Source organism: Cellulomonas algicola (assembly GCF_003851725.1).
In the GTDB taxonomy this organism is placed as follows: Bacteria; Actinomycetota; Actinomycetes; order Actinomycetales; family Cellulomonadaceae; genus Cellulomonas; species Cellulomonas algicola.
This window is the reverse complement of record NZ_BHYL01000070.1, coordinates 10,842-31,263: the sequence shown is the minus strand read 5'-3', so window position 1 is coordinate 31,263 and position 20,422 is coordinate 10,842. Positions and strand designations below refer to the sequence as shown.

The following is a 20,422-nucleotide window of genomic DNA, read 5'->3' as shown; positions in this document are numbered from 1 at the left end:
CGTGCGCCGGGGCCCTCCCGCCCTCGCGGCCTGGTCGACCGCGACGCCTCAGTCGACGGCCGGCGTCGGCCCGCTCGTCGGGTACACGAGCTCGAACCGCTCGGTCACCACCGCCAGGTCGGGCGAGAACCGGTCGTCGCCCAGCACGCGGCGCCAGTACTTCTCGTGCTCGGTGCGCCACGACGCGAGCGACAGGTCGTCCTCGCCCTCGGCGTGCGCGTGGTCGTCGCCGACCTGGTCGAACGGCACGACCTCGACCTCGGTCGTGCGCAGCAGCGCGCGCGGCTCGCCCGTGCCGTCCAGGACGATCGACAGGTCGCCCACGACCGGCAGGCCCAGGCCCTCGTCCTCGAGCTCCGCCAGGGCGGTCGACGTGCCCGTCTTGCGGCCGTCGAGGACGAGCGCGAGCAGCTGGTCGGCGAGCGCCGGGTTGTCGCCGAACGACCACGACGGCGGCGGGACGACGTCCTTCGGCTGCTCCCCCATCACGGCGTCGAGCTTGCCGAGCCCCAGGTGCCCGCGGGCCGCCTGCCAGAACGCGGTGATCCGCTGGTCCTCGCCGTGCGCGCCGATCGTCGACTGGTCGGTCATCGTCGTCCCTCCGTCGGTGGTGCGCCCATCTTGGCGTGAAGCACGACGGGCGTGCGACCTGGGCGGGAACCCTGGTCGCACGCCCGTCGAGGCATGCGGTCCGTCAGCGAGCGGCCGAACCCTCGACATAGTCGGAGTCCGACGGCTTCACCCATGCGAACAGCTTGCGCAGCTCGCGGCCGACCGGCTCGATCGGGTGGTTCTGGCCCTTCTCGCGCAGCTCCTTGAACTCCGGCGCGCCGGCGTCCTGGTCGTCGATGAAGCGCTTGGCGAAGGCACCGTTCTGGATGTCCGCGAGGACGGCCTGCATGTTCGCCTTGACGTCCGGCGTGATGACGCGCGGGCCCGAGACGTAGTCGCCGTACTCGGCGGTGTCGGACACCGACCAGCGCTGCTTGGTGATGCCGCCCTCGAAGATGAGGTCGACGATGAGCTTGAGCTCGTGCAGCACCTCGAAGTACGCGACCTCGGGCTGGTAGCCGGCCTCGGTCAGCGTCTCGAAGCCGTACTGGATGAGCTGCGACACGCCACCGCACAGGACGGCCTGCTCGCCGAAGAGGTCGGTCTCCGTCTCCTCGGTGAAGGTCGTCTTGATGCCCGCGGCGCGCAGGCCGCCGATGCCCTTGGCGTAGGACAGCGCGAGCTTCCACGCCTCGCCCGACGCGTCCTGCTCGACGGCGACGATGACCGGCACGCCACGGCCGTCGGCGTACTCGCGGCGGACCAGGTGACCCGGGCCCTTCGGGGCGACCATGAGGACGTCGTGGCCGGCGGCCGGCTTGATGTAGCCGAAACGGATGTTGAAGCCGTGGCCGAAGACGAGCGCGGCGCCGTCCTTGAGGTTCGGCTCGATCTCGTCGCGGTAGACGATCCGCTGCACCTGGTCGGGCGCGAGGATGACGACGACGTCGGCACCGGCGACCGCCTCGGCGACCGTCGCGACCTTGAGGCCCTCGTTCTCGGCCTTGGCGCGGGACGCCGAGCCCTCACGGAGGCCGACGGTGACGTCGACGCCCGAGTCGCGCAGGTTCAGGGAGTGCGCGTGCCCCTGGCTGCCGTAGCCGATGACGGCGACCTTCTTGGACTGGATGACCGACAGGTCGGCGTCGTCGTCGTAGAACAGCTCAGCCACGGTGGATCTCCTCGTTCGTGTTCGGTGGTGCAGTCAGGAAGGGTGTCAGGCGGAGCGCGAGACGCGCTCGAGCGCCCGGTCCGTGATCGAGCGCGAGCCGCGGCCGATGGCGACCGTGCCGGACTGCACGATCTCACGGATGCCGAACGGCTCCAGGGCGGTCAGGAGGGCGTCGAGCTTGCCGGGGCTGCCCGTCGCCTCGACGACGACGGTGTCCGGGACGACGTCGACGACGTGCGCCCGGAACAGCTGGACGACCTCGAGGACCGACGTCCGCTGGGCGGTGTCGGCCTTGACCTTGACGAGCAGCAGCTCGCGCTGCACCGAGGACGCGTCCTCGAGCTCGACGATCTTGATGACGTTGATCAGCTTGTTGAGCTGCTTCGTCACCTGCTCCAGGGGCAGCTCGTCGACGTCGACGACGACGGTGATGCGCGAGATCTCCTCGTGCTCCGTCGGGCCCACGGCGAGCGAGTGGATGTTGAACGAGCGGCGGGCGAACAGGCCCGCGACGCGCGTGAGGACGCCGGGCTTGTTCTCGACCAGCACGGAGAGGGTGTGGCGGCTCATGGGTCAGTCCTCCCGGTCCCACGCGGGGCTGATGCCCCGGGCGTACTGGATGTCGTCGTTGCTCACGCCCGCGGCGACCATCGGCCACACCATGGCGTCGCGCGACACGGTGAAGTCCACGACCACGGGGCGGTCGTCGATCTCGAGTGCGCGCTTGATGGTCGCGTCGACGTCGGCCTTCGACTCGCAGCGCAGGCCGACGCAGCCGTACGCGTCCGCGAGCTTGACGAAGTCGGGCACGCGCACGGTGCCGTGGCCGGTGTGCAGGTCGGTGTTCGAGTACCGCGACTCGTAGAACAGCGTCTGCCACTGGCGGACCATGCCGAGCGACGAGTTGTTGATGACCGCGACCTTGATCGGGATGTCGTTGATCGTGCAGGTGGCGAGCTCCTGGTTGGTCATCTGGAAGCAGCCGTCGCCGTCGATCGCCCACACCGTGCGGTCCGGCTGGCCGACCTTCGCACCCATCGCCGCGGGCACCGAGTAGCCCATGGTGCCGAGGCCGCCCGAGTTCAGCCACGAGTTGGGGCGCTGGTACTTGATGAACTGCGCGGCCCACATCTGGTGCTGCCCCACGCCCGCCGCGTAGATCGCCTCGGGGCCCGAGAGCTCGCCGATGCGCTGGATGACGTGCTGCGGGGCCAGGTGGCCGTCGGACGGCTCGTCGTAGCCCAGCGGGAACGTCTCGCGCCACGCGTCGAGCTGCTTCCACCACGCCTCGAGGTCCGGCTTGCCGTGCTGGCCGTGCTCGCGCGCGAGCTCCGGCAGCAGGTCCGTGAGGACCTCGCGCAGGTCGCCGACGATCGGCACGTCGACGGCCTTGTTCTTGCCGATCTCCGCGGGGTCGATGTCGGCGTGCACGACCGTGGCGTTCGGCGCGAACGACGCGAGCTGGCCGGTCACGCGGTCGTCGAACCGCGCGCCGAGCGCGACCACGAGGTCGGCCTTCTGCAGCGCGGCGACGGCGGCGACGGTCCCGTGCATACCGGGCATGCCGAGGTGCTGCGGGTGCGTGTCGGGCAGCGCGCCGCGGGCCATGAGCGTCGTGACGGCCGGGGCGCCCGACGCGTCGACGAGCGCGCGCAGCTCCGCGGCGGCACCGGCGCGGATCACGCCGCCGCCGACGTACAGCACGGGCCGGCGGGACGTCGCGAGCAGGCGCGCGGCCTCGCGGATCTGCTTGGCGTGCGGCTTGGTCACCGGGTGGTAGCCGGGCAGCGACACCTCCTGCGGCCACGAGAACGTCGTCTGCGCCTGCATGGCCGACTTCGAGATGTCGACGAGCACGGGACCGGGCCGACCGCTCGCGGCGATGTGGAACGCCTCGGCGATCACGCGCGGGATGTCGTCCGCGTCGGTCACGAGGTAGTTGTGCTTGGTCACCGGGAGCGTGATGCCGACGATGTCGGCCTCCTGGAACCCGTCGGTGCCGATGAGCGACGCGACGACCTGGCCCGTGATCGCGACGAGCGGCACCGAGTCCATGTGCGCGTCGGCGATGGGGGTCACGAGGTTGGTCGCACCCGGACCGGACGTCGCCATGCACACGCCGACCTTGCCGGTCGCGGCGGCGTACCCGGCGGCCGCGTGGCCGCCGCCCTGCTCGTGCCGCACGAGGATGTGCCGCACCTTCGCGGAGTCCATGAGCGGGTCGTACAGCGGGAGGATCGCGCCGCCCGGGATGCCGAAGACGGCCTCGACGCCCTGCTCCTCGAGCGAGCGGACGATCGACTGCGCGCCCGTGACCTTCTCGACCGTCGTCGGGGCGGCCGGGACGCGCTCACGGTCGCCGCGGGCGTGCGCGACGGCGGCGGGGCTGGCCTGCGGGACGGGCGGCGCGGGCGTTCGCGGCGGTGCCGGGTGAGGACCCTGGACCATCGGTGTCTCCCTGGGTGGTGCGGTGGGGTGTTCGTCGGGCCGGAACACAGAAAAACCCCTCGGGCCCCGACGTGGGAGGCGGGACGAGGGGTGCGCGCGCGGACGAGACCTGGTGCGGTGGCCTCAGCCGGCGCGCTCAGGAAGTACTACGAGGATCGTCTGCACGCGAGCGACCCTACGCCTCCGTCGGTGCGGTGTCACGCCGTCTCACATGATGGTTCACGTGTCCACCCGTCGGAACGGTGGCCGCCCGTCCTCGCAGGTCGGGCGGCCATCCCCCGCGCGGTCAGCAGGTCGTCCCTGTCGCGCACCACTGGTGCCCGACGTCCACGACCAGCCGTGAGCCGCTGCCCGGACCGGCGAGCACGAACGCCCGGAACGGCAGGCGCGCCCGGACACCCAGGCCGATCGTCGTGTACCCCTCGAAGCTCCCGGCCCACACGACGTCGCGGAAGGTCCGGTAGGCCGACGTGTCGACCAGCCGGCCGCCGGAGGCGACGAACCATGAGTCGGTCGGGATGACGCCGGCGTCGGCCACGACTTCGAGACGCGCGCCCCCGCGCACGTCGACCGGCAGGCCGGAACCGTCCTGCGTCACGACGGGCACGTACCGGACGGACCAGCCCGTGAGCGGCGCGTTCACGTCGAGCACCAGCCGGTCGTAGCAGTCGTGCCGGCCGGCGCGGACCCCCGTCACCTCCCCGTTCGGGTAGCCGAAGGCCGACTTGTCGAAGGAGCCCCACACCTGGCCGCAGTAGGCGGCCGCGGACGCGGCGGGGGCGGAGAGCAGGTTCAGGCCTGCGACGAGAGCGAGAGCGAGCAGGGAGACGATCGACTTGCGCACGAGGCACCACCTCGGGACGTCGGGCAGGGTGCTTCCCCAGGGTGCGGTGGCTGGCCCGGCGGCGACGGCGTCGTCGGGCCGGCACCGGGACGCGTCCGCCGGTGGGCGCTGTCGGGCGGGCGCGGCGCGAGGCCCACACCGGGAGGAGCCCACCGCACCCCCGCCAGATACGTCGGGGTCAGACCGCGGGCTCCGGGTCGAAGTCGAACGCCGGGAGACCGTCGATGCTCGTGCGGTTCTTCTGCCGCCGGTACGCCGCCTGCCCGTCGGCCCCCTTGCGCTCCATGTACGGCGGCAGCAGGTCCCGCTCGCCGACGTAGTCCATGAGCGGCACGCCGTACCCGCACGAGTCGGAGACGCGCTCGACGTCGACGACCACCACGGCTCGCGCACCGCGTGTCTCGGGGAACAGCGCGAGCAGCTCGGCGAAGCCGTCGTCGTAGAGCGTCACGAACCGGCCGCGGCCGTGCAGCCGCACGATGTTCGGCGGGCCGTCGAAGGCGCAGAACATCACCGTGATCCGGCCGTTCTCCCGCAGGTGCGCGATGGTCTCGGCGCCGCTCGCGGTGAGGTCCAGGTACGCGACGGTGTGGTCGTCGAGGACCACGAACGACCCGTCGACGCCCTTGGGCGACACGTTGACGCGCCCGTCCGGGCCGCTCGGGGCGGTCGCGACGAAGAACACGTGCTGCGCGAGGAGGAAGCGCCGCATGCGCTCGTCGATCCGCTCGTGGACCTTGCCCATCGTGCCGCCTCCCGTCGTGCCACCCTGCCGTCGACCCGTCACGCTAGCCGTCGCGGCGCGCGGTACGACGACCGCGTCCGCGCGCCGGTCACGGGGCACGTGGCAGGCGGGCCGGACTCGGCCGGGTCCCGCCCGCGTCCGGCCGGGTCTCACGCGCCGGGCAGGATGCCGCGTTCGATCGCGACGGTCACCGCGCGCGTCCGGTCGTCGACACCGAGCTTCGCGAACGCACGGAGCAGGTGCGTCTTGACGGTCGCCTCGGTGATGAACAGCTCGCGGCCGATCGCGGCGTTGGACAGCCCGCGGGCGACGCTCGCGAGGACCTCCTGCTCGCGCGCCGTGAGCCGCTCCGCGTCGCCGCGCACCTGCTGCACGAGCCGGCGCGCGACCGACGGCGACAGCGCCGACTCGCCGCGTGCGGCCGCGCGGACGCCCGCGACGAGCTGGTCGCGCGGCGTGTCCTTGAGCAGGTAGCCCGTCGCGCCCGCCTCGACGGCCCGCAGGATGTCGGTGTCGGTCTCGTACGTCGTGAGCACCAGGACGCGCACGCCCGGCAGGGTGCCCGTGATGGTCGCCGTCGCGCTCGCGCCGTCGAGCACCGGCATCCGCAGGTCCATGAGCACGATGTCGGGCCGCAGGGTCTCCGCGAGCGCCACGGCCTGCGCGCCGTCGCCGGCCTCCCCGACGACCTCGAGGTCCGGCTCGACGGCCAGCATCCCGGCCAGCCCCGAGCGGACGACGGGATGGTCGTCGGCCAGCAGCACCCGGATCGTCACGCGTCCTCCCCCGTGGTCCCCGGGCGCGGCCCGGTGGCGCGCCCGTCGTCGCGCGCCGACGTGGCGGGCACCGTGTCGTGGGGCAACGTCACGGCGACGCGCGTGCCGCCGCCCGGGCCGCTGCCGACCTCGAGCGTCCCGCCGCCCGCGTCGACGCGCTCGCGCATGCCGCGCAGGCCGACCCCCTCGACCGCGTCCGCGGGCAGCCCGCGCCCGTCGTCGACGACCTCGAGCCGCACGTCGTCCCCGTCCCGGCCCACGGCGAGCCGCACGACGGTCGCGTCGGCGTGCTTGCGGACGTTCGCGAGGGCCTCCTGCGCGGCACGCAGCAGGACCACCGCGTGCTCCGGCCCGACCGCGCCCAGCTCGCGCAGGCCGTCGACCTCGACGCGGACGTGCGTCTCCGCCTCGAACCGGGCCGCGAGCCGGTCGAGCGCGTCGCCGAGCGTGCCGCGCTCGAGCTCGGGCGGGCCGAACGCCGCCACGAGGGCCCGCGCCTGCGCGAGGTTGTCGCGCGCGACCTGCTCGATCTGGCCGACGCGCTCCGTCGCGGGACCGACGCGGTCCCGGGCGAGCTCGGCCGACGCGGCCTGCGCGAGCATCACGACGCTCGTGAACCCCTGCGCGAGGGTGTCGTGGATCTCCTGCGCCAGGCGCGCCCGCTCGGCGAGCACCCCGCTCGCGTGGTGGGTCGACGCGAGCTCGGCCTGCGCGGCACCCAGCTCCTCGACCAGCGCCGCGCGCTCCTCGCTCTGCTCCGACACCCACGTGATCCACAGGCCCAGGGCGATCGCGAAGACGAGTCCCGTGCCGACCTGGCCGACCAGCTCCGCGGCGTCGGCGACCGTCGCGATCGCGCCCGGCTCGCGCACGACGATCGCCGCGGCGAACGCGACCGTCAGCAGCACGCTCCACAGCACGCCCTCGAGGCGGCGCGTCGCGAAGAACCAGATCTGCGAGTACCCGACGAACAGCAGCACCGACCCGAGCTCCGACAACCCGACCTCCAGGACCACGACGGTGACGAGCACCGCGAGGTACGTGCGGGTTAGCAGCACGTCGCCGCGCTGCGCACCGCGGCGGCCCAGCGCGAGGTAGGCGACGACGAGCGCCGCGAGCCCGAGGACCGCGACGGCGGCCTCGCGCAGCGACCGGACCTCGATCGCGATCGACACCCCCGCGACCGCCGTGATCGCGTAGAAGCCGACGTCCCACCCGCGCAGCGCGCGGACCCAGAACTCGTGCCGCGCGACCGGTCGGGGCGTGCGCCTGGTCATGGCGCCGAGCCTGCCACGTGCAGGTCCGTCGACGGTGCGTCCCGCCCCAGCGCGCACGTCAGCCGTCGTCACGCCGGCGCCAGCGGAACCAGCGCGCCCCGATCACGAGCCCGGCGACGAACCACACGCCCAGCACGAGCGCGGTGGTCACGAGGTCCACGTCACCCGCGACCGCGTCGGGCAGGAACGCCGCCTGCATGCCCTCGACCAGCCAGCGCAGCGGGAACACCGACGCGACCTGCTGCATCCACGTCGGCAGCGAGTCCCACTGGAAGAACACGCCGGAGACGAACTGCAGCACCAGCACGATCGGCGTCACCACGGCGCTCGCCGACCGGCCCGAGCGCGGGACCGACGAGAACGCCACGCCGCACACCGAGCCCGCAGCCGTCCCGAGCAGGTAGACCCACGCGAACGTCGCCCAGTCCCCCACGGTCGACGGCAGCGTCACGTCGAACAGCGTCGCGGCGACCGTCAGCAGGATCGCGGTCTGCACGAGCCCGCTGCCGAGGACCTGGCCGATCTTGCCCAGGAAGTACGCCGACGCGGGCATCGGCGTGCCGCGCAGCCGCTTGAGGCCGCCCTCGTCGCGCTCGACCGAGATCGAGATCGCGAGCGACTGGAAGCTCGACAGCATGACGCCCGTCGCGAGCATGCCCGGCAGGAAGTACTGCGCGAACGGGATCTCGACGTCACCCGCGCGGACGGTCGCGCCGTCCTGGCCGAAGACCGTCGCGAAGATCGCCATCATGATCACGGGGTAGGCGAAGATGAACACGACCGCGTCGCGCTCGCGGAAGAAGACGCGCAGCTCGTAAGCGGCGCGGACCAGGCCGAGGCGCAGGACGCCGGGGACGGCGGCGGGGCGCGCGGCCGACAGCGTGACGGTGCTCATCGCAGGACCTCCACAGGGGTGTCGGCGGGCGAGTCGGCGCCCTGGAGCAGGCCGAGGTACACGTCCTCCAGCGTGGGGCGCAGCACCTCGAGGCCCGGCACGTCGCCGAGCCGGGCGAGCAGGTCGGCGACCGTGCGGGACGCGTCGTAGGTGCGGACCTCGTGCCGGCGGCCGTCCTCGACCCACCGCACGAGCGCCCGGCGCGCGTCGCGACCGCCCAGGTCGGCGGGCGTGCCCTCCGCGACGACGTGGCCCGACGCGACGACGACGACCCGGTCGGCCAGCCGTTCGGCCTCCTCGAGGTAGTGCGTCGTCAGCAGGATCGTCGTGCCGTCGGCGCGCAGGCCCTCGACGAGGTCCCAGAACGAGCGGCGGGCCTGCGGGTCGAACCCGGTCGTCGGCTCGTCGAGGAACACGAGCTCGGGCCGGCCCACGATGCCGAGCGCCACGTCGAGCCGGCGCCGCTGGCCGCCCGACAGCTGCCGGGCGCGCGTACGGACCTTGTCGCGCAGACCGACGGCGTCGATCACCTCGTCGGGGTCGCGCGGGTCGGGGTAGAAGCGGGAGAAGTGCCGGACGAGCTCCCCGACGGTCGCCTCCGCGAGGTCGTTCGTGCCCTGCAGGACGATGCCGAGGCGCGAGCGCCACCCGCGTCCGGCCGCCTGCGGGTCCTCGCCGAGGACGCGGACGTGGCCCTCGTCGCGGTGCCGGTAGCCCTCGAGGATCTCGACGGTCGTCGTCTTGCCCGCGCCGTTCGGGCCGAGGATCGCGACGATCTCGCCGCGGTCGACGCGCAGGTCCAGGCCGTCGACGGCCTGCTTGGGCCCGTATCGCTTGCGCAGGCCCGCGACCTCGATCGCGGGGGCGCCTGCCGGTGTCGTCATGCCCTCAGCGTCGCCCTGGGCGAGGGCGCGCCGCGACGACCGAGGCGTTGTCCCGGCCGTCCACCGATCGGTTGACCCCGGGGCGCGCCGACCGTCCGGGGGTCGGCGACCGGGCACATGAGTGGGCCTGCCATACCGACACGAAACGGACACCGACCGTAGCGTCGGCGGACATGACGACCTCCACGTCCGCGCCTCCCGCGCCGCCGGCCCTGCCCGCCCGCGCACCGCGTCGCCGCCGGTCGGCCGGGCGCCGCGCCGGCTGGACCGCGGTGCTGCTCACGTCGCTCGCGATCGTCGCGTACTCGGGCGTGCCGTACCTCATGGGCGCGCTCGAGGACCTCGACCAGGACCGCGCACCGCTCGCGTCCGCGTACGCGGCCATGCCGCCCGTCGTGCAGGTCGCGCTCGTGCTGCACGTCGCCGGTGCCGCGGTCGCGCTGCTCGTCGGGCCGTTCCAGTTCTGGGCGGCGCTGCGGCGCCGGTTCCCCCAGGCGCACCGCTGGGCCGGGCGCGCGTACCTGCTCGGCGTGACCGTCGGCGGGGCCGCGTCGCTCGTCATGGCGCCGTGGAACACCGCCGGCATGGTCGGGTTCCTCGGTTTCGGCAGCCTCGGCGTGCTGTGGCTGTGGACGGGGTGGCGGGCCTACCGCGCCGTCCGCGGGGGCGACGTCCGGTCGCACCAGGCATGGATGATCCGCAACTTCGCGCTCACCTACGGCGCCGTCATGCTGCGCACGTGGGTCCCGCTGCTGCTCACGGCCCAGGCGTTCGCCGCGGGCGACGCGTTCGACCTCGACGCCGCCTTCGACAACGCGTACGACGCCGTCACGTTCCTCGCGTGGGTGCCGAACCTGCTGGTCGCCGAGTGGCTGGTGCGGCGGCGGGGGCTCCCGTCGTACCGGCTCGTCGACCGCTGACGGCCCGCACCGCCCCGGTCCTCAGACGTCACGAAGCCGGAACGTGAGCCAACCGGCCGCGAGCGCTACCAGGACCACGACCGAGGCGACGAGCGCCCCCTGCCCCGCGCTCACGTGGTGCGCGACCTGCTCGCACAGCTCGGCGCCGGGGACCGCCGGGTCGGGCACACACTCCGGCACCCAGTAGTCCGTCCCGCCGGAGAGCCACGCGCGCACGTTCGTCGACAGCGGGAGGAAGCCCGCGACCGGCAGGACGAGCGGCAGCGCCGTCTCGACGGCCGCCGCCCACCAGACCAGCACGCCGGTCACGGCGGCCGCGTGTCGCAGGGCGAAGGCGAGACCCACCCCCAGCGCGGTCGCGCCGAGCCCGCTCGCGAGCCAGCGCACCGACCGGTCCGCCGACGCGGCCCACTCGGCACCCGGTACGTCCGTCGACGTGCCGTTGACGAGGCACACGCCGACCAGACCGACGACGAGCACCGCGAGGCCGAGCAGGCCGCACGGGAGAGCGGCGAGCAGGGCGGCGGCGAGCTTGCTGACGAACACGCGTCCCCGGCGCGGTGCGAACGTCAGCCAGGTGCCGATCGAGCCCGACGTGAACTCCGCCGTCACCAGTCCGACGCCCACCATGAGCATGGCGAGGACGAGCATCACGCCGACCGAGGGCAGACGGGCGTCCAGCAGCTCGCCGAGGTCGGCACGCCGCGGCTCGTAGACCTCACGCGCGGGCGCGAGCAGCTCGCACGACGCGTCGTAGTCGTCGCCCAGCTCCGCGCGCATCGCCCGCTCGGCCTCGTGGCAGCGGGCGATGATCGCCTCTCCCTCCACGTCCCACGACCTGAGCGCCTCGGCGAAGGCCGCGTCGGCCGCCGCGGACTCCTGCGCCGACGGCGGGCGCGTCTCCCACCAGCCCGTCGCGACCAGGCCGACCGCGCCCAGGGTGAGGGCGACCGCCACGAACCACACGAACGGTCGCGCCCGCGCCCGGGCGAGCTCGGCACGCAGCAGCCCGCTCACGACAGGTCCCCGTTCGACACGCCGCCGACCGCCCCGGCCGTCGCGTCGGGCGGGCCGGTGAGCTCGAGGAACACCGACTCGAGGTCACGTCGCAGCACGACGACCTCCTCGGCGAAGACCTCCCCCCGGGCCAACGCCTCGTTCACCTCGCGCGCGTCACGGGCTCCCGTGACGACGAGGCGCGGGCCGTCGGTGCCGACGGACCACCCGCAGGCTGCGAGCAGCGCCGTCGCGCGCGACCGGTCGGACACGACCACGGCCACCGCGGAGGCGGCCTCGGTCGCGAGCAGGTCGGCGACGCGGCCCTCGGCGAGCAGGCGACCGCGCGCGACGACCGACACGGTGTCGGCGACCTGCTCGACCTCCGCGAGGATGTGGCTCGACACGAGGACCGTGCGGCCCTCGTCGGCGAGCCCGCGCATGGTCGCGCGGATGTCGCGGATGCCCGCGGGGTCGAGGCCATTCGTCGGCTCGTCGAAGATCAGCAGGTCGGGGTCCTTGAGGAGCGTCGCGGCGATCGCGAGCCGCTGCTTCATACCGAGCGAGTAGCGACGGAACTGGTCGACGCCCCGCTCCCGGAGGCCGACACGTTCCAGCACCTCCTCGACGCGGGTGTGCGGGACGCCGACGGCGGTCGCGAGCAGCCGCAGGTTGCGACGGCCCGAGAAGCCGGGGACGAACTTGGGGTTCTCGACGATCGCGCCGACGCGGCCGATCACGTCGGGGAGCCGCTCGGGCACGGGCGTGCCGAACAGGTGGACGGTGCCCGCGTCGGGCCGCGCGAGGCCCAGCAGCATGCGGATCGTCGTCGTCTTGCCCGAGCCGTTGGGCCCGAGGAACGCGTGCACGCCTCCCGCGGGCACGGTGAGGTCGAGGTGGTCGACCGCGACCACCTCCCGGAGCGTGAACGTCCGGTACGTCTTGCGCAGCGCGCGCACGCGCACCGCCGGTTCTCCTGCTGCGTCGATGGTCGCCTCCCCGTGTCCCTGCACGTCCCATCGGCAGGTGACGCCTACGGTGTGAGGACCTGCGACGACGAGGGAGACGGATGACGACGAGGCGCCGGACCGTCCTGACCACTGCCGTGCTGTGCACGCTGCTCGCCGCGTGCGGGCAGGGCACCCCGGGCGCGGACGGCTCGTCCTCGCCGACGGCGTCCGCGACGGGGTCCCCCACCGGGACGCCGACCTCGCCCGCGCCGTCGGCCACGACGCCCGTGCCAGAGCCGGGTGCGGAGGCGGAGGCGGGCGACTTCTCGCCCGCGAACGCGCAGCTCACGGCGGACCCGTCCGGCACGCCGGTGACCGTCACCGACGTGCGCGTCGGGTCGCACGAGGGCTACGACCGCGTGGTGTACGAGGTCGCGGGCGGGGGCGTACCGGGGTACCGCGTCACGTACGTCGACCAGGCCGTCGAGGACGGCAGCGGCGCGACGGTCGACGTCGCGGGTGACGCGGTGCTCGACGTGTGGCTGACCGGCACGGGCTACCCGCACGACACGGGTCACGAGGAGTTCGCGCAGGACGTCGGGCCGCGCGAGGGGACGGTCGTGCAGGTCACGCGGCCGCTGACGTTCGAGGGCATGACGCAGTCCGTCGTGGGCGTCGCCGGCGAGCGGCGGCCGTTCCGGGTGTTCGTGCTGCAGGACCCGGTGCGCGTCGTGGTGGACGTGCAGTCGTCCTGACGCCGGCAGGGCCGCGTCGCCGTCAGAGCGCCGCGCGAGCGCCCGGTCGGCGCGGCTCAGCGTGCGACGCGGCGGACCTGCGACTCCCACGGCCGCAGCCGGACCCGCCCGTCGGCGTCCGGCGCGGCGTCGTCGTCGTAGTTGCCGAGCACGAGCGTCGAGCCCGCGCCGGCGTCGACCGCGACGTCCTGCTCGTCGCCCGAGAAGTTGCCGAGCACCAGCAGGGTGTCGCCGTCGAGGGACCGCGTGAACGCGTAGACGTGCTCGTGGTCGGGCAGCAGCATCGTGAAGTCGCCGAGCGCGACCACCGGGTCGGTGTGCCGCAGCTCGATCAGCCGGCGGTAGTGGTGGAACACCGAGCGGTCGTCGGCGCGCGCCGCGGCCGCGTTGACCTCGACGTGGTTCGGGTGGACCGGCAGCCACGGGGTTCCGGTCGTGAACCCCGCGTGCTCGGTGGCGTCCCACTGCATGGGCGTGCGCGCGTTGTCGCGGCTCATCGCGGCGAGGCCGTCGAGCAGCTCGTCGTCGGTGGCGTGGCCGTGCGCGCGGGCCTCGGCGACGTGCCGCAGCGACTCGATGTCGCGGTAGTCGTCGAGCGAGTCGAACCGCGCGTTCGTCATCCCGAGCTCCTCGCCCTGGTAGACGTACGGCGTCCCCCGGTGCAGGTGGAGCACGGTGCCGAGCATCGTCGCGGACTCACGCCGGTAGGCGCCGTCGTCGCCGAACCGGGACACGATGCGGGGCTGGTCGTGGTTGTTCCAGTAGAGGCTGTTCCACCCGACGTCGGCGAGCTCGGCCTGCCAGCGCCCGAACGACGCCTTGAGGTCGCGCAGCCGCAGCCGTCGCACGTCGAACTTGCCGCCGGGGCCGTGGTCGAGCCCGACGTGCTCGAACTGGAACACCATGTCGACCTCGGCGCGCGCCGGGTCGGTGAACAGGCGTGCGTGCTCGACGGTGACGCCGGGCATCTCCCCCACCGTGAGCAGCCGGTCGGGGCGGCCCGCGAACACCTCGCGGTGCATCTCGGCGAGGAACTCGTGGATGCGCGGGCCGTTCGTGTAGGCCGCACTGCCGTCGCCGAGCACGCCGTCGCGGACCGGCCCGTCGGGCAGCGCCGGGTCCTTCGAGACGAGGTTGATGACGTCCATGCGGAAGCCGTCGACCCCGCGGTCGAGCCACCAGCGCATCATCGCGTAGACAGCGTGCCGGACCTCGGGGTTCTCCCAGTTGAGGTCGGGCTGCTTGCGGCTGAAGAGGTGCAGGTAGTACTCGCCGGTGGACTCGTCGAGCTCCCACGCGGGTCCCGAGAAGAACGAGCGCCAGTTGGTCGGCTCGGCGCCCGGCTGACCCGGTGCCATGCCGTGCCGCGGCGGGCGCCACCAGTACCAGTCGCGCTTCGGGCTCTCCGTCGACGCACGCGACTCGACGAACCACGGGTGCTCGTCGGACGTGTGGTTGACGACGAGGTCCATGACGAGGCGCATGCCGCGCTCGTGCAGCGCCGCGAGCAGCGCGTCGAGGTCGGCGAGCGTCCCGAACGACGGGTCGACGTCCTGGTAGTCGCTGATGTCGTACCCGTTGTCGTCCTGCGGCGACGGGTAGATCGGCGACAGCCACACGACGTCGACGCCGAGTGCGGAGAGGTGGTCGACGTGGTCGAGGACGCCCCGCAGGTCCCCCACGCCGTCGCCGTCGGAGTCGGCGAACGAGCGCGGGTACACCTGGTAGACGACGGCGCGGGTCCACCACGGGGCGTCCTCGACGGTCCACGTCATGCGATGTCGGTCCTTCCGTCAGCGAGCGGTGCGGTGCGGCGGGCGCCGTGCGCGGGCCGCGGCGGGGTCACTTGATCGCGCCGCGCGTGACGCCGGAGATCACCCAGCGCTGCGCGAGCACGTACACGACGAGCAGCGGGACCATCGCCAGCAGGTAGGAGGCGAAGGCGACCGTGTAGTTCGTCGAGAACTGCGCCTGGAAGACGTACTGCTGCAGGGGCAGCGTCGCGGCCTCCGGGTCGGACAGGATGACGAGCGGCAGCATGAAGTCGTTCCAGGCCCACACGCACGTGATGATGCCGACCGTCGCGTTCATCGGCCTCAGCAGCGGGAAGATCACCTTCCAGAAGACCGTCCACGCGTTCGCGCCGTCGACGATCGCCGCCTCCTCCAGCTCCTTCGGGATGGAGTGGATGTAGGCGACGTAGACGAACACGTTGAACGACAGGCCGAACACCGTGTACAGCAGGATCAGACCCGCCTGGTTGTCGAGGTGCAGCTGGGCGGTGAGCTTCGCGACCGTCAGCATGAGGATCGGGAACGGCACGAACAGCGCCGCGATGAAGTAGAAGAACAGCCCCTTGAACAGCCTGCGGTGCATGTTCCGGGCGATCGCGTACGCGACCATCGAGTTCGTCAGCAGCGTGAGGGTGACCGCGCCGACCGTGATGATCGCGCTGTTGAGCGCCGAGCGCGGGAAGTCCGTGAGCCGCCAGGCCTCGCCGAAGTTCCCGAACGTCGCCGGGCTCGGCAGGTCGAACCCGGCCCCCGAGAGCTGGTCGGGCGTCTTGAGCGCCGTGACGACCACGAGGTACATGGGCACGAGGATGCTCAGCGACAGGAAGATCATCAGGCCCGTGAGCCACCAGTTGGTGCGACCGCCGGGCTCTCCCGGCTCGGCCGCGCGGCGACGGTTGCGCCACGACGGGCGGCGCGGTCCGGTGGTGTCGACGGCGTCGGCGTCGTCGCCGACGAGGCCCCCGACGGGTGGTGCTGCGGTGGCGGTCATGCGACGTTCCCCTCTCCACGCTGCAGGACACGGAACTGGACGAGGGCGAACACGATGATGACGACCATGAAGACCACGGCGTTCGCGAGCTGGTAGCCGAACTCGCCGCCCTGGAAGCCGCCCTTGTAGATGAGGACGCCGACCGACTCGGTCGCCGTGCCCGGACCACCGCCCGTCATGGCGATGACGTGGTCGAACACCTGCAGGAAGCCCTTGAGCGCCAGGACCATGTTGATGATGAAGAAGCTCCAGATCATCGGGAACGTGATGCTGGTGAACTTGCGCCACGACCCGGCGCCGTCGAGCGACGCGGCCTCGTAGAGCTCGTGCGGGACGGTCTGGAGGCCGGCCAGGTAGAGCACGATGTTGAACGCGGCCGCCTGCCAGACGGCCAGGACGACGATCGCGATCCACGCGAGGTTCTCGTCGCCGAGGATCGACGTCGAGAACCGCTCGTTGCCGAGGGACTGCGCGATCGCCGGGATCGAGATCGCGAACAGGTACTGGAACACGTACCCGACGACGAGGATCGCCAGCACGTACGGCACGAAGTACACGGCCCGCAGCGTCGTGCGGAACTTGATGCGGCTGTTCAGCGCCATCGCCACGGCCAGCGCGATGACGTTGACGAGGATCGTCGAGACGATCGCGAACTGGAACGTGAACAGGTACGCGTGCAGGACGCGGTCGTCCGAGAACAGCGCGACGTAGTTCGCGAGCCCGACGAACTCGTACGGGCCGTACCCGGGCGAGTCCGTGAAGCTGTAGTACACGCCCTGCAGGACCGGCAGCGTGTGCAGCAGGAAGAACAGCGCGAACGCGGGCAGCACCATCCAGTAGAAGGCGCGCGCGGTCCGCGAGGCGATGCCGCCGCGGCGCACGCGCTGCGGACGGTCCGCCCCCGTCCGTGCGGGGGCCGTCGTGGCGGTCATCCTTCCTCCACCTTCCCCAGGCCCCAGGTGCGGCGGGCCGCGACCTTGTCCCAGGACTCGTCGAGCTGCGTGAGCATGGTCTGGGCGTCGCCCCCGAGCAGGTACTCCTGGAGCAGCGGCGCCAGGGGGATCGCGGGGATGAACTGGTGGTCGGTGAAGCCGACCAGCCGCTGGTCGTCGATGTACGGCTGGACGCCCGCGAGCGCGGGGTCCGTGTTGGCGGCGCCCTCGATCGCGGGAATCGCGACCTGCGCCTCGGCGTACTCCTGCACGACCTCCGGCTGCAGGAGGAACTCGACGAAGCGCTGCGCCTCCTCCGGGTGGGCGCTGTCCGCGCCCGTCGTGACCAGCACGTCGACGCCCGAGACGAGCGTCGTGCGCTCGGGGTCGTCGGTGGCCGGCAGCGCGAACGAGCCGACGGTGAACTGCGGCTCGAACGTGCGGATCTGCGGCACTGCGTACGAGCCGAGCAGCAGCATCGCCGACTCCCCCGCCGCGAACGCGCGCGTGCCCTCCTGGTAGCCGACGGCCGCCGGGTCGGGCTGCGTGTACTCGTAGAGCTCGCCCTCCTTCTCGAGGGCCTCGAGCCAGCCCTCCGCGAACGTCGTCTCGCCGGCGAACCGCTCCTCGAAGAAGTCGTCGGGGGCCGTCTGCGCGGTGAGCGGCGCGAGCGGGGACTGCGCCGTCCACGCGTCGGCGAGCATGCCGTAGAACGGCGTGACGCCCGCGTCCTGGAAGGTCTGGGCCGCGGCGATGAGCTCGTCCCAGGTCGTCGGGACCTCGACGCCGTGCTGCGCGAACAGCTCCTCGTTGTAGAGGACACCGCTCGCGTTCGCGGCGAACGGGATGCCGTTGACCGCGCCGGGCTCGCTCTGCCCGAGCGCCTGCACGACCTCGACGAACCCGGGGTTGATGTCGTCGAGGACCGGGTCGTCCGCGAAGTCCGTGAAGATGCCCGCCGACGCGAACTCCCCGAACGTGCCGTTGCCGTTGAGCGTGAGCACGTCGGGCACGTCGTCCTTCACCAGCCGCGTGCGCAGCGCCGTCTCCGGGTCGGGCACGTTCTGCACGACGACGCGGACGTCGGGGTTCTGCTCCTCGAACTGCGCGGCGAGGTACTCGAAGTACTGGACGGCCTCGGGCTTGAACTGGAAGAACGTGATCTCGGTGCGGTCGTCGCCGCGCGCGCACGCGGCGAGCGGCAGCAGGAGGGCCGCGGCCGCGAGCGCCGCGGTCGTGCGTCTCCTCGTCCGTCTCCTGGTCATGCGTCGTCTCCTGACGTCGGCCGGGCGGCGTCGGCGCCCCCGGTGCCGGGTGCGGGCGGCGCGTCGGTGCGCCGGACCTGCACGAGGACGGTCCGCTCGGGGAAGAGGGTGGGGGCGCGGAGCCCGACCTGCTGCAGGACGCGTCCGGTGGTCCGGACCCCCTCGTCCCACCAGGCCAGGGGCCCCCGACCGTGTCCCTCGATGGTGTTCCCCGGCGGCAGCGGGCGCACGTCGTAGCGCGCGTCCGGGTCGAGCCCGGGGAGCCGGACGGCTCCGGGCGGGCTCGTGACGCTCGTCGTCAGCTGGGTGACGGCGAAGATCGCGGCGGACCGGTCGGGCGCGACGACGCCGTCGACGCGCAGCGCACGGTCGGCGGGCTCGTCGTGCAGGCGGGTGCCGGTGTGCAGCAGGTCGCGGTGCTCCTGGTGCGCGGCGATCCACGTGGCCAGCTCGGCGCGCTCGTCGTCGGTCGCCTGCGTGACGTCCCACTCGACGCCGAAGTGGCCGAAGAACGCGGTCGCGGCGCGGAACGAGAGCGCGTGCCGGCGGCCCGTGGTGTGCGACTCGGGGCCGCCGACGTGCTGGCCCATGAGCTCCGGGGGCAGCAGCAGGCCGGTCCACCGCTGGATCTGCTCGCGCTCGACGGGGTCGATGGTGTCGGACACCCACACGCGGTCGGTGCGCTCGAGGATGCCGAGGTCGACGCGCGCTCCGCCGGACGCGCACGACTCGATCTCGACCCCGGGGTGGCGGGCGCGGAGCTCGTCGAGCAGGCGGTACACGGCCTGCGTCTGCCGGTGCACGCCGGGGACGCCGAGGTGGCCGTGGCCCGCGTCGACGAGCTCGCGGTTGTGGTCCCACTTGAGGTAGGCGATGTCGTGCTCGGTGAGGATCGCGTCCAGGCGCTCGAGGACGTGCGCGAACGCCTCCGGGCGCCCGAGGTCGAGCACCTGCTGGGTGCGTGCGGGCACGGGCAGCCGGCCGGGGACGGCGAGCAGCCAGTCGGGGTGCGCCCGCGCGAGGTCGGAGTCGGGGTTGACCATCTCGGGCTCGACCCACAGGCCGAACTGCATGCCGAGGCCCGTGACGGTCTCGATGAGCGGGTGCAGCCCGTCGGGCCACGCCTCGGCGGAGACCTCCCAGTCGCCGAGCCCGCGCGTGTCGTCGCGGCGCGAGCCGAACCAGCCGTCGTCGAGCACGAACCGTTCGATCCCGAGGTCGGCGGCGGTGCGCGCGAGCGCTCGGAGCCGGTCGAGGTCGTGGTCGAAGTACACGGCCTCCCAGGTGTTGAGCGTGACGGGTCGCGGCGTGCGCGGGTGCTGCGGGCGCGACCGCACGTACGTGTGGAAGCGGCTCGCGAGCTCGTCGAGGCCGGTGCCGTGGCTGCCGTAGAGCCACGGCGACACGTACTCCTCGCCCGGCTGGAGGACGACCTCGCCGGGCAGCAGCAGCTCGCCGCCGCTGAGGACCGCGTCGCCGCGCGGGGTGCGCTCGGCGGCGAACCGGTGGTTGCCGCTCCAGCCGACGTGCACGCCCCAGACGGCGCCGCGGCGCGCGTCGAAGCCCTCCTCGCCCGCGACGAGGACCAGGGTCGAGTCGGCGCCGGGACGACCGCCACGGGCCTCGCGCACGTGGCTGCCGCTGACGAACGGGAGGCGCTGCGGGCTGCGCTCGCGCAGGTGTCGTCCGGTGGTCCCGAGCAGCTCGGTCGCCACGTCGGGGACGGGCAGGGCCGGCAGGACACCGTGCAGGTCGAACGGGGTGTCGGCGGCGTTGCGGACCGCGGCGCGCAGGCGGACGACGCCGCTCGGGTGGAGCTCGAGGTCGACCGCGACGGCGATCCCGGCCTGCGCGTCGGCCGCGTGCGCGGTGAGCCGCTGGACGCCGTCGGCGCCCTGCTCGGGCCCGTCGATCGCGGTCGTCCGCACGCGCGGGCTGAACCCCGCGCCTGCGCGGTGTCCGGTCAGCCCCGGGGTGCCGGCCCAGCCGGTCGACGCCTCGGGCAGCGGGGTGACCGGCACGGCCACGTCGAGGCCGCCGGAGACGGGGATCGCGCACGCGGCGGCCAGCAGGCCGCGCAGCGCGTCGTCGTCGAGCGGGCCGAGGTCGGGCCCCCAGTGGACGATCCGCGGCAGGCCGCTGTCGGTGGTGTCGAGGACGACGCTCGTGCCGCCGGAGCGGAGGTGGAGCGGTGCGGTGAGTCGGGTGGGCGTGAGCACGGATTCATT

At 73.2% G+C, this 20,422-nt stretch carries 19 protein-coding genes; 2 read left to right on the top strand and 17 right to left on the bottom strand.

The features are described from left to right. Nucleotides 1-48: 48 nt before the first annotated feature. The 10 genes from CTKZ_RS05565 to CTKZ_RS05520 form a co-directional block, all read right to left on the bottom strand. Nucleotides 49-591, bottom strand: a complete 543-nt coding sequence (locus CTKZ_RS05565) for an ASCH domain-containing protein (protein ID WP_124342020.1) — start codon at nucleotides 589-591, stop codon at nucleotides 49-51. A 103-nt stretch (nucleotides 592-694) separates the two neighbouring features. Further along, a complete protein-coding gene (ilvC, locus tag CTKZ_RS05560; protein WP_124342019.1) occupies nucleotides 695-1,723 on the bottom strand; it encodes a ketol-acid reductoisomerase in 1,029 nt (342 codons plus the stop codon). Between the two features lie 45 nt (nucleotides 1,724-1,768). Continuing rightward, nucleotides 1,769-2,293 carry an acetolactate synthase small subunit gene (gene ilvN, locus CTKZ_RS05555; RefSeq protein ID WP_124342018.1) on the bottom strand — a complete coding sequence of 175 codons (525 nt, stop codon included), beginning with the start codon at nucleotides 2,291-2,293 and terminating at the stop codon, nucleotides 1,769-1,771. Nucleotides 2,294-2,296: 3 nt separating this feature from the next. Beyond that, nucleotides 2,297-4,171: an acetolactate synthase large subunit gene (locus CTKZ_RS05550; protein ID WP_124342017.1), complete on the bottom strand. Its 1,875-nt coding sequence runs from the start codon at nucleotides 4,169-4,171 to the stop codon at nucleotides 2,297-2,299. A gap of 286 nt (nucleotides 4,172-4,457) precedes the next feature. After that, on the bottom strand, nucleotides 4,458-5,015 hold the full coding sequence (locus CTKZ_RS05545; protein WP_124342016.1) for an AMIN-like domain-containing (lipo)protein: 558 nt from the start codon (nucleotides 5,013-5,015) through the stop codon (nucleotides 4,458-4,460). A gap of 178 nt (nucleotides 5,016-5,193) precedes the next feature. Then, nucleotides 5,194-5,760: a pyridoxamine 5'-phosphate oxidase family protein gene (locus CTKZ_RS05540; RefSeq protein WP_124342015.1), complete on the bottom strand. Its 567-nt coding sequence runs from the start codon at nucleotides 5,758-5,760 to the stop codon at nucleotides 5,194-5,196. Nucleotides 5,761-5,909: 149 nt separating this feature from the next. Beyond that, nucleotides 5,910-6,536, bottom strand: coding sequence for a response regulator (locus CTKZ_RS05535; RefSeq protein ID WP_124342014.1), 627 nt, complete (start codon nucleotides 6,534-6,536; stop codon nucleotides 5,910-5,912). Then, on the bottom strand, nucleotides 6,533-7,813 hold the full coding sequence (locus tag CTKZ_RS05530) for a sensor histidine kinase (protein ID WP_124342013.1): 1,281 nt from the start codon (nucleotides 7,811-7,813) through the stop codon (nucleotides 6,533-6,535). The genes CTKZ_RS05535 and CTKZ_RS05530 overlap by 4 nt, the downstream gene beginning before the upstream one ends. Before the next feature lie 58 nt (nucleotides 7,814-7,871). Further along, entirely contained in the window at nucleotides 7,872-8,708 is an 837-nt protein-coding gene (locus CTKZ_RS05525; RefSeq protein WP_124342012.1) for an ABC transporter permease, read from the bottom strand. Next, nucleotides 8,705-9,592: an ABC transporter ATP-binding protein gene (locus CTKZ_RS05520; RefSeq protein WP_124342011.1), complete on the bottom strand. Its 888-nt coding sequence runs from the start codon at nucleotides 9,590-9,592 to the stop codon at nucleotides 8,705-8,707. The genes CTKZ_RS05525 and CTKZ_RS05520 overlap by 4 nt, the downstream gene beginning before the upstream one ends. A 173-nt stretch (nucleotides 9,593-9,765) precedes the next feature. Here CTKZ_RS05520 and CTKZ_RS05515 point away from each other — a divergent pair, with 173 nt between their 5' ends. After that, complete coding sequence (locus CTKZ_RS05515; protein ID WP_124342010.1) at nucleotides 9,766-10,512, top strand: DUF2306 domain-containing protein; 747 nt, start codon at nucleotides 9,766-9,768, stop codon at nucleotides 10,510-10,512. 21 nt (nucleotides 10,513-10,533) lie between these two features. Here CTKZ_RS05515 and CTKZ_RS05510 read toward each other — a convergent pair whose 3' ends face one another. Both CTKZ_RS05510 and CTKZ_RS05505 read right to left on the bottom strand, forming a co-directional pair. Then, nucleotides 10,534-11,529, bottom strand: a complete 996-nt coding sequence (locus CTKZ_RS05510) for a hypothetical protein (protein WP_124342009.1) — start codon at nucleotides 11,527-11,529, stop codon at nucleotides 10,534-10,536. After that, on the bottom strand, nucleotides 11,526-12,473 hold the full coding sequence (locus CTKZ_RS05505) for an ABC transporter ATP-binding protein (protein WP_124342008.1): 948 nt from the start codon (nucleotides 12,471-12,473) through the stop codon (nucleotides 11,526-11,528). The genes CTKZ_RS05510 and CTKZ_RS05505 overlap by 4 nt, the downstream gene beginning before the upstream one ends. A 104-nt stretch (nucleotides 12,474-12,577) precedes the next feature. On the opposite strand from CTKZ_RS05505, the gene CTKZ_RS05500 reads away from it, so the two are divergent. Further along, a complete protein-coding gene (locus CTKZ_RS05500; RefSeq protein ID WP_124342007.1) occupies nucleotides 12,578-13,213 on the top strand; it encodes an AMIN-like domain-containing (lipo)protein in 636 nt (211 codons plus the stop codon). 56 nt (nucleotides 13,214-13,269) lie between these two features. Here the strand turns inward: CTKZ_RS05500 and CTKZ_RS05495 are convergent, their stop codons facing one another. From CTKZ_RS05495 to CTKZ_RS05475, 5 genes are all read right to left on the bottom strand, one after another. Then, the gene (locus CTKZ_RS05495; RefSeq protein ID WP_124342006.1) at nucleotides 13,270-14,988 is read right to left on the bottom strand and encodes a glycoside hydrolase family 13 protein; all 1,719 of its coding nucleotides are present in this window, start codon (nucleotides 14,986-14,988) and stop codon (nucleotides 13,270-13,272) included. Nucleotides 14,989-15,055: 67 nt separating this feature from the next. Continuing rightward, nucleotides 15,056-15,997 carry a carbohydrate ABC transporter permease gene (locus CTKZ_RS05490; protein ID WP_124342005.1) on the bottom strand — a complete coding sequence of 314 codons (942 nt, stop codon included), beginning with the start codon at nucleotides 15,995-15,997 and terminating at the stop codon, nucleotides 15,056-15,058. After that, complete coding sequence (locus CTKZ_RS05485; protein WP_124342004.1) at nucleotides 15,994-16,929, bottom strand: carbohydrate ABC transporter permease; 936 nt, start codon at nucleotides 16,927-16,929, stop codon at nucleotides 15,994-15,996. The genes CTKZ_RS05490 and CTKZ_RS05485 overlap by 4 nt, the downstream gene beginning before the upstream one ends. Further along, nucleotides 16,926-18,194, bottom strand: coding sequence for an ABC transporter substrate-binding protein (locus tag CTKZ_RS05480; RefSeq protein ID WP_124342003.1), 1,269 nt, complete (start codon nucleotides 18,192-18,194; stop codon nucleotides 16,926-16,928). The genes CTKZ_RS05485 and CTKZ_RS05480 overlap by 4 nt, the downstream gene beginning before the upstream one ends. After that, on the bottom strand, nucleotides 18,191-20,413 hold the full coding sequence (locus CTKZ_RS05475) for an alpha-galactosidase (protein WP_124342002.1): 2,223 nt from the start codon (nucleotides 20,411-20,413) through the stop codon (nucleotides 18,191-18,193). Before CTKZ_RS05475 ends, CTKZ_RS05480 begins: the two co-directional genes overlap by 4 nt. Between the last annotated feature and the right edge of the window lie 9 nt (nucleotides 20,414-20,422).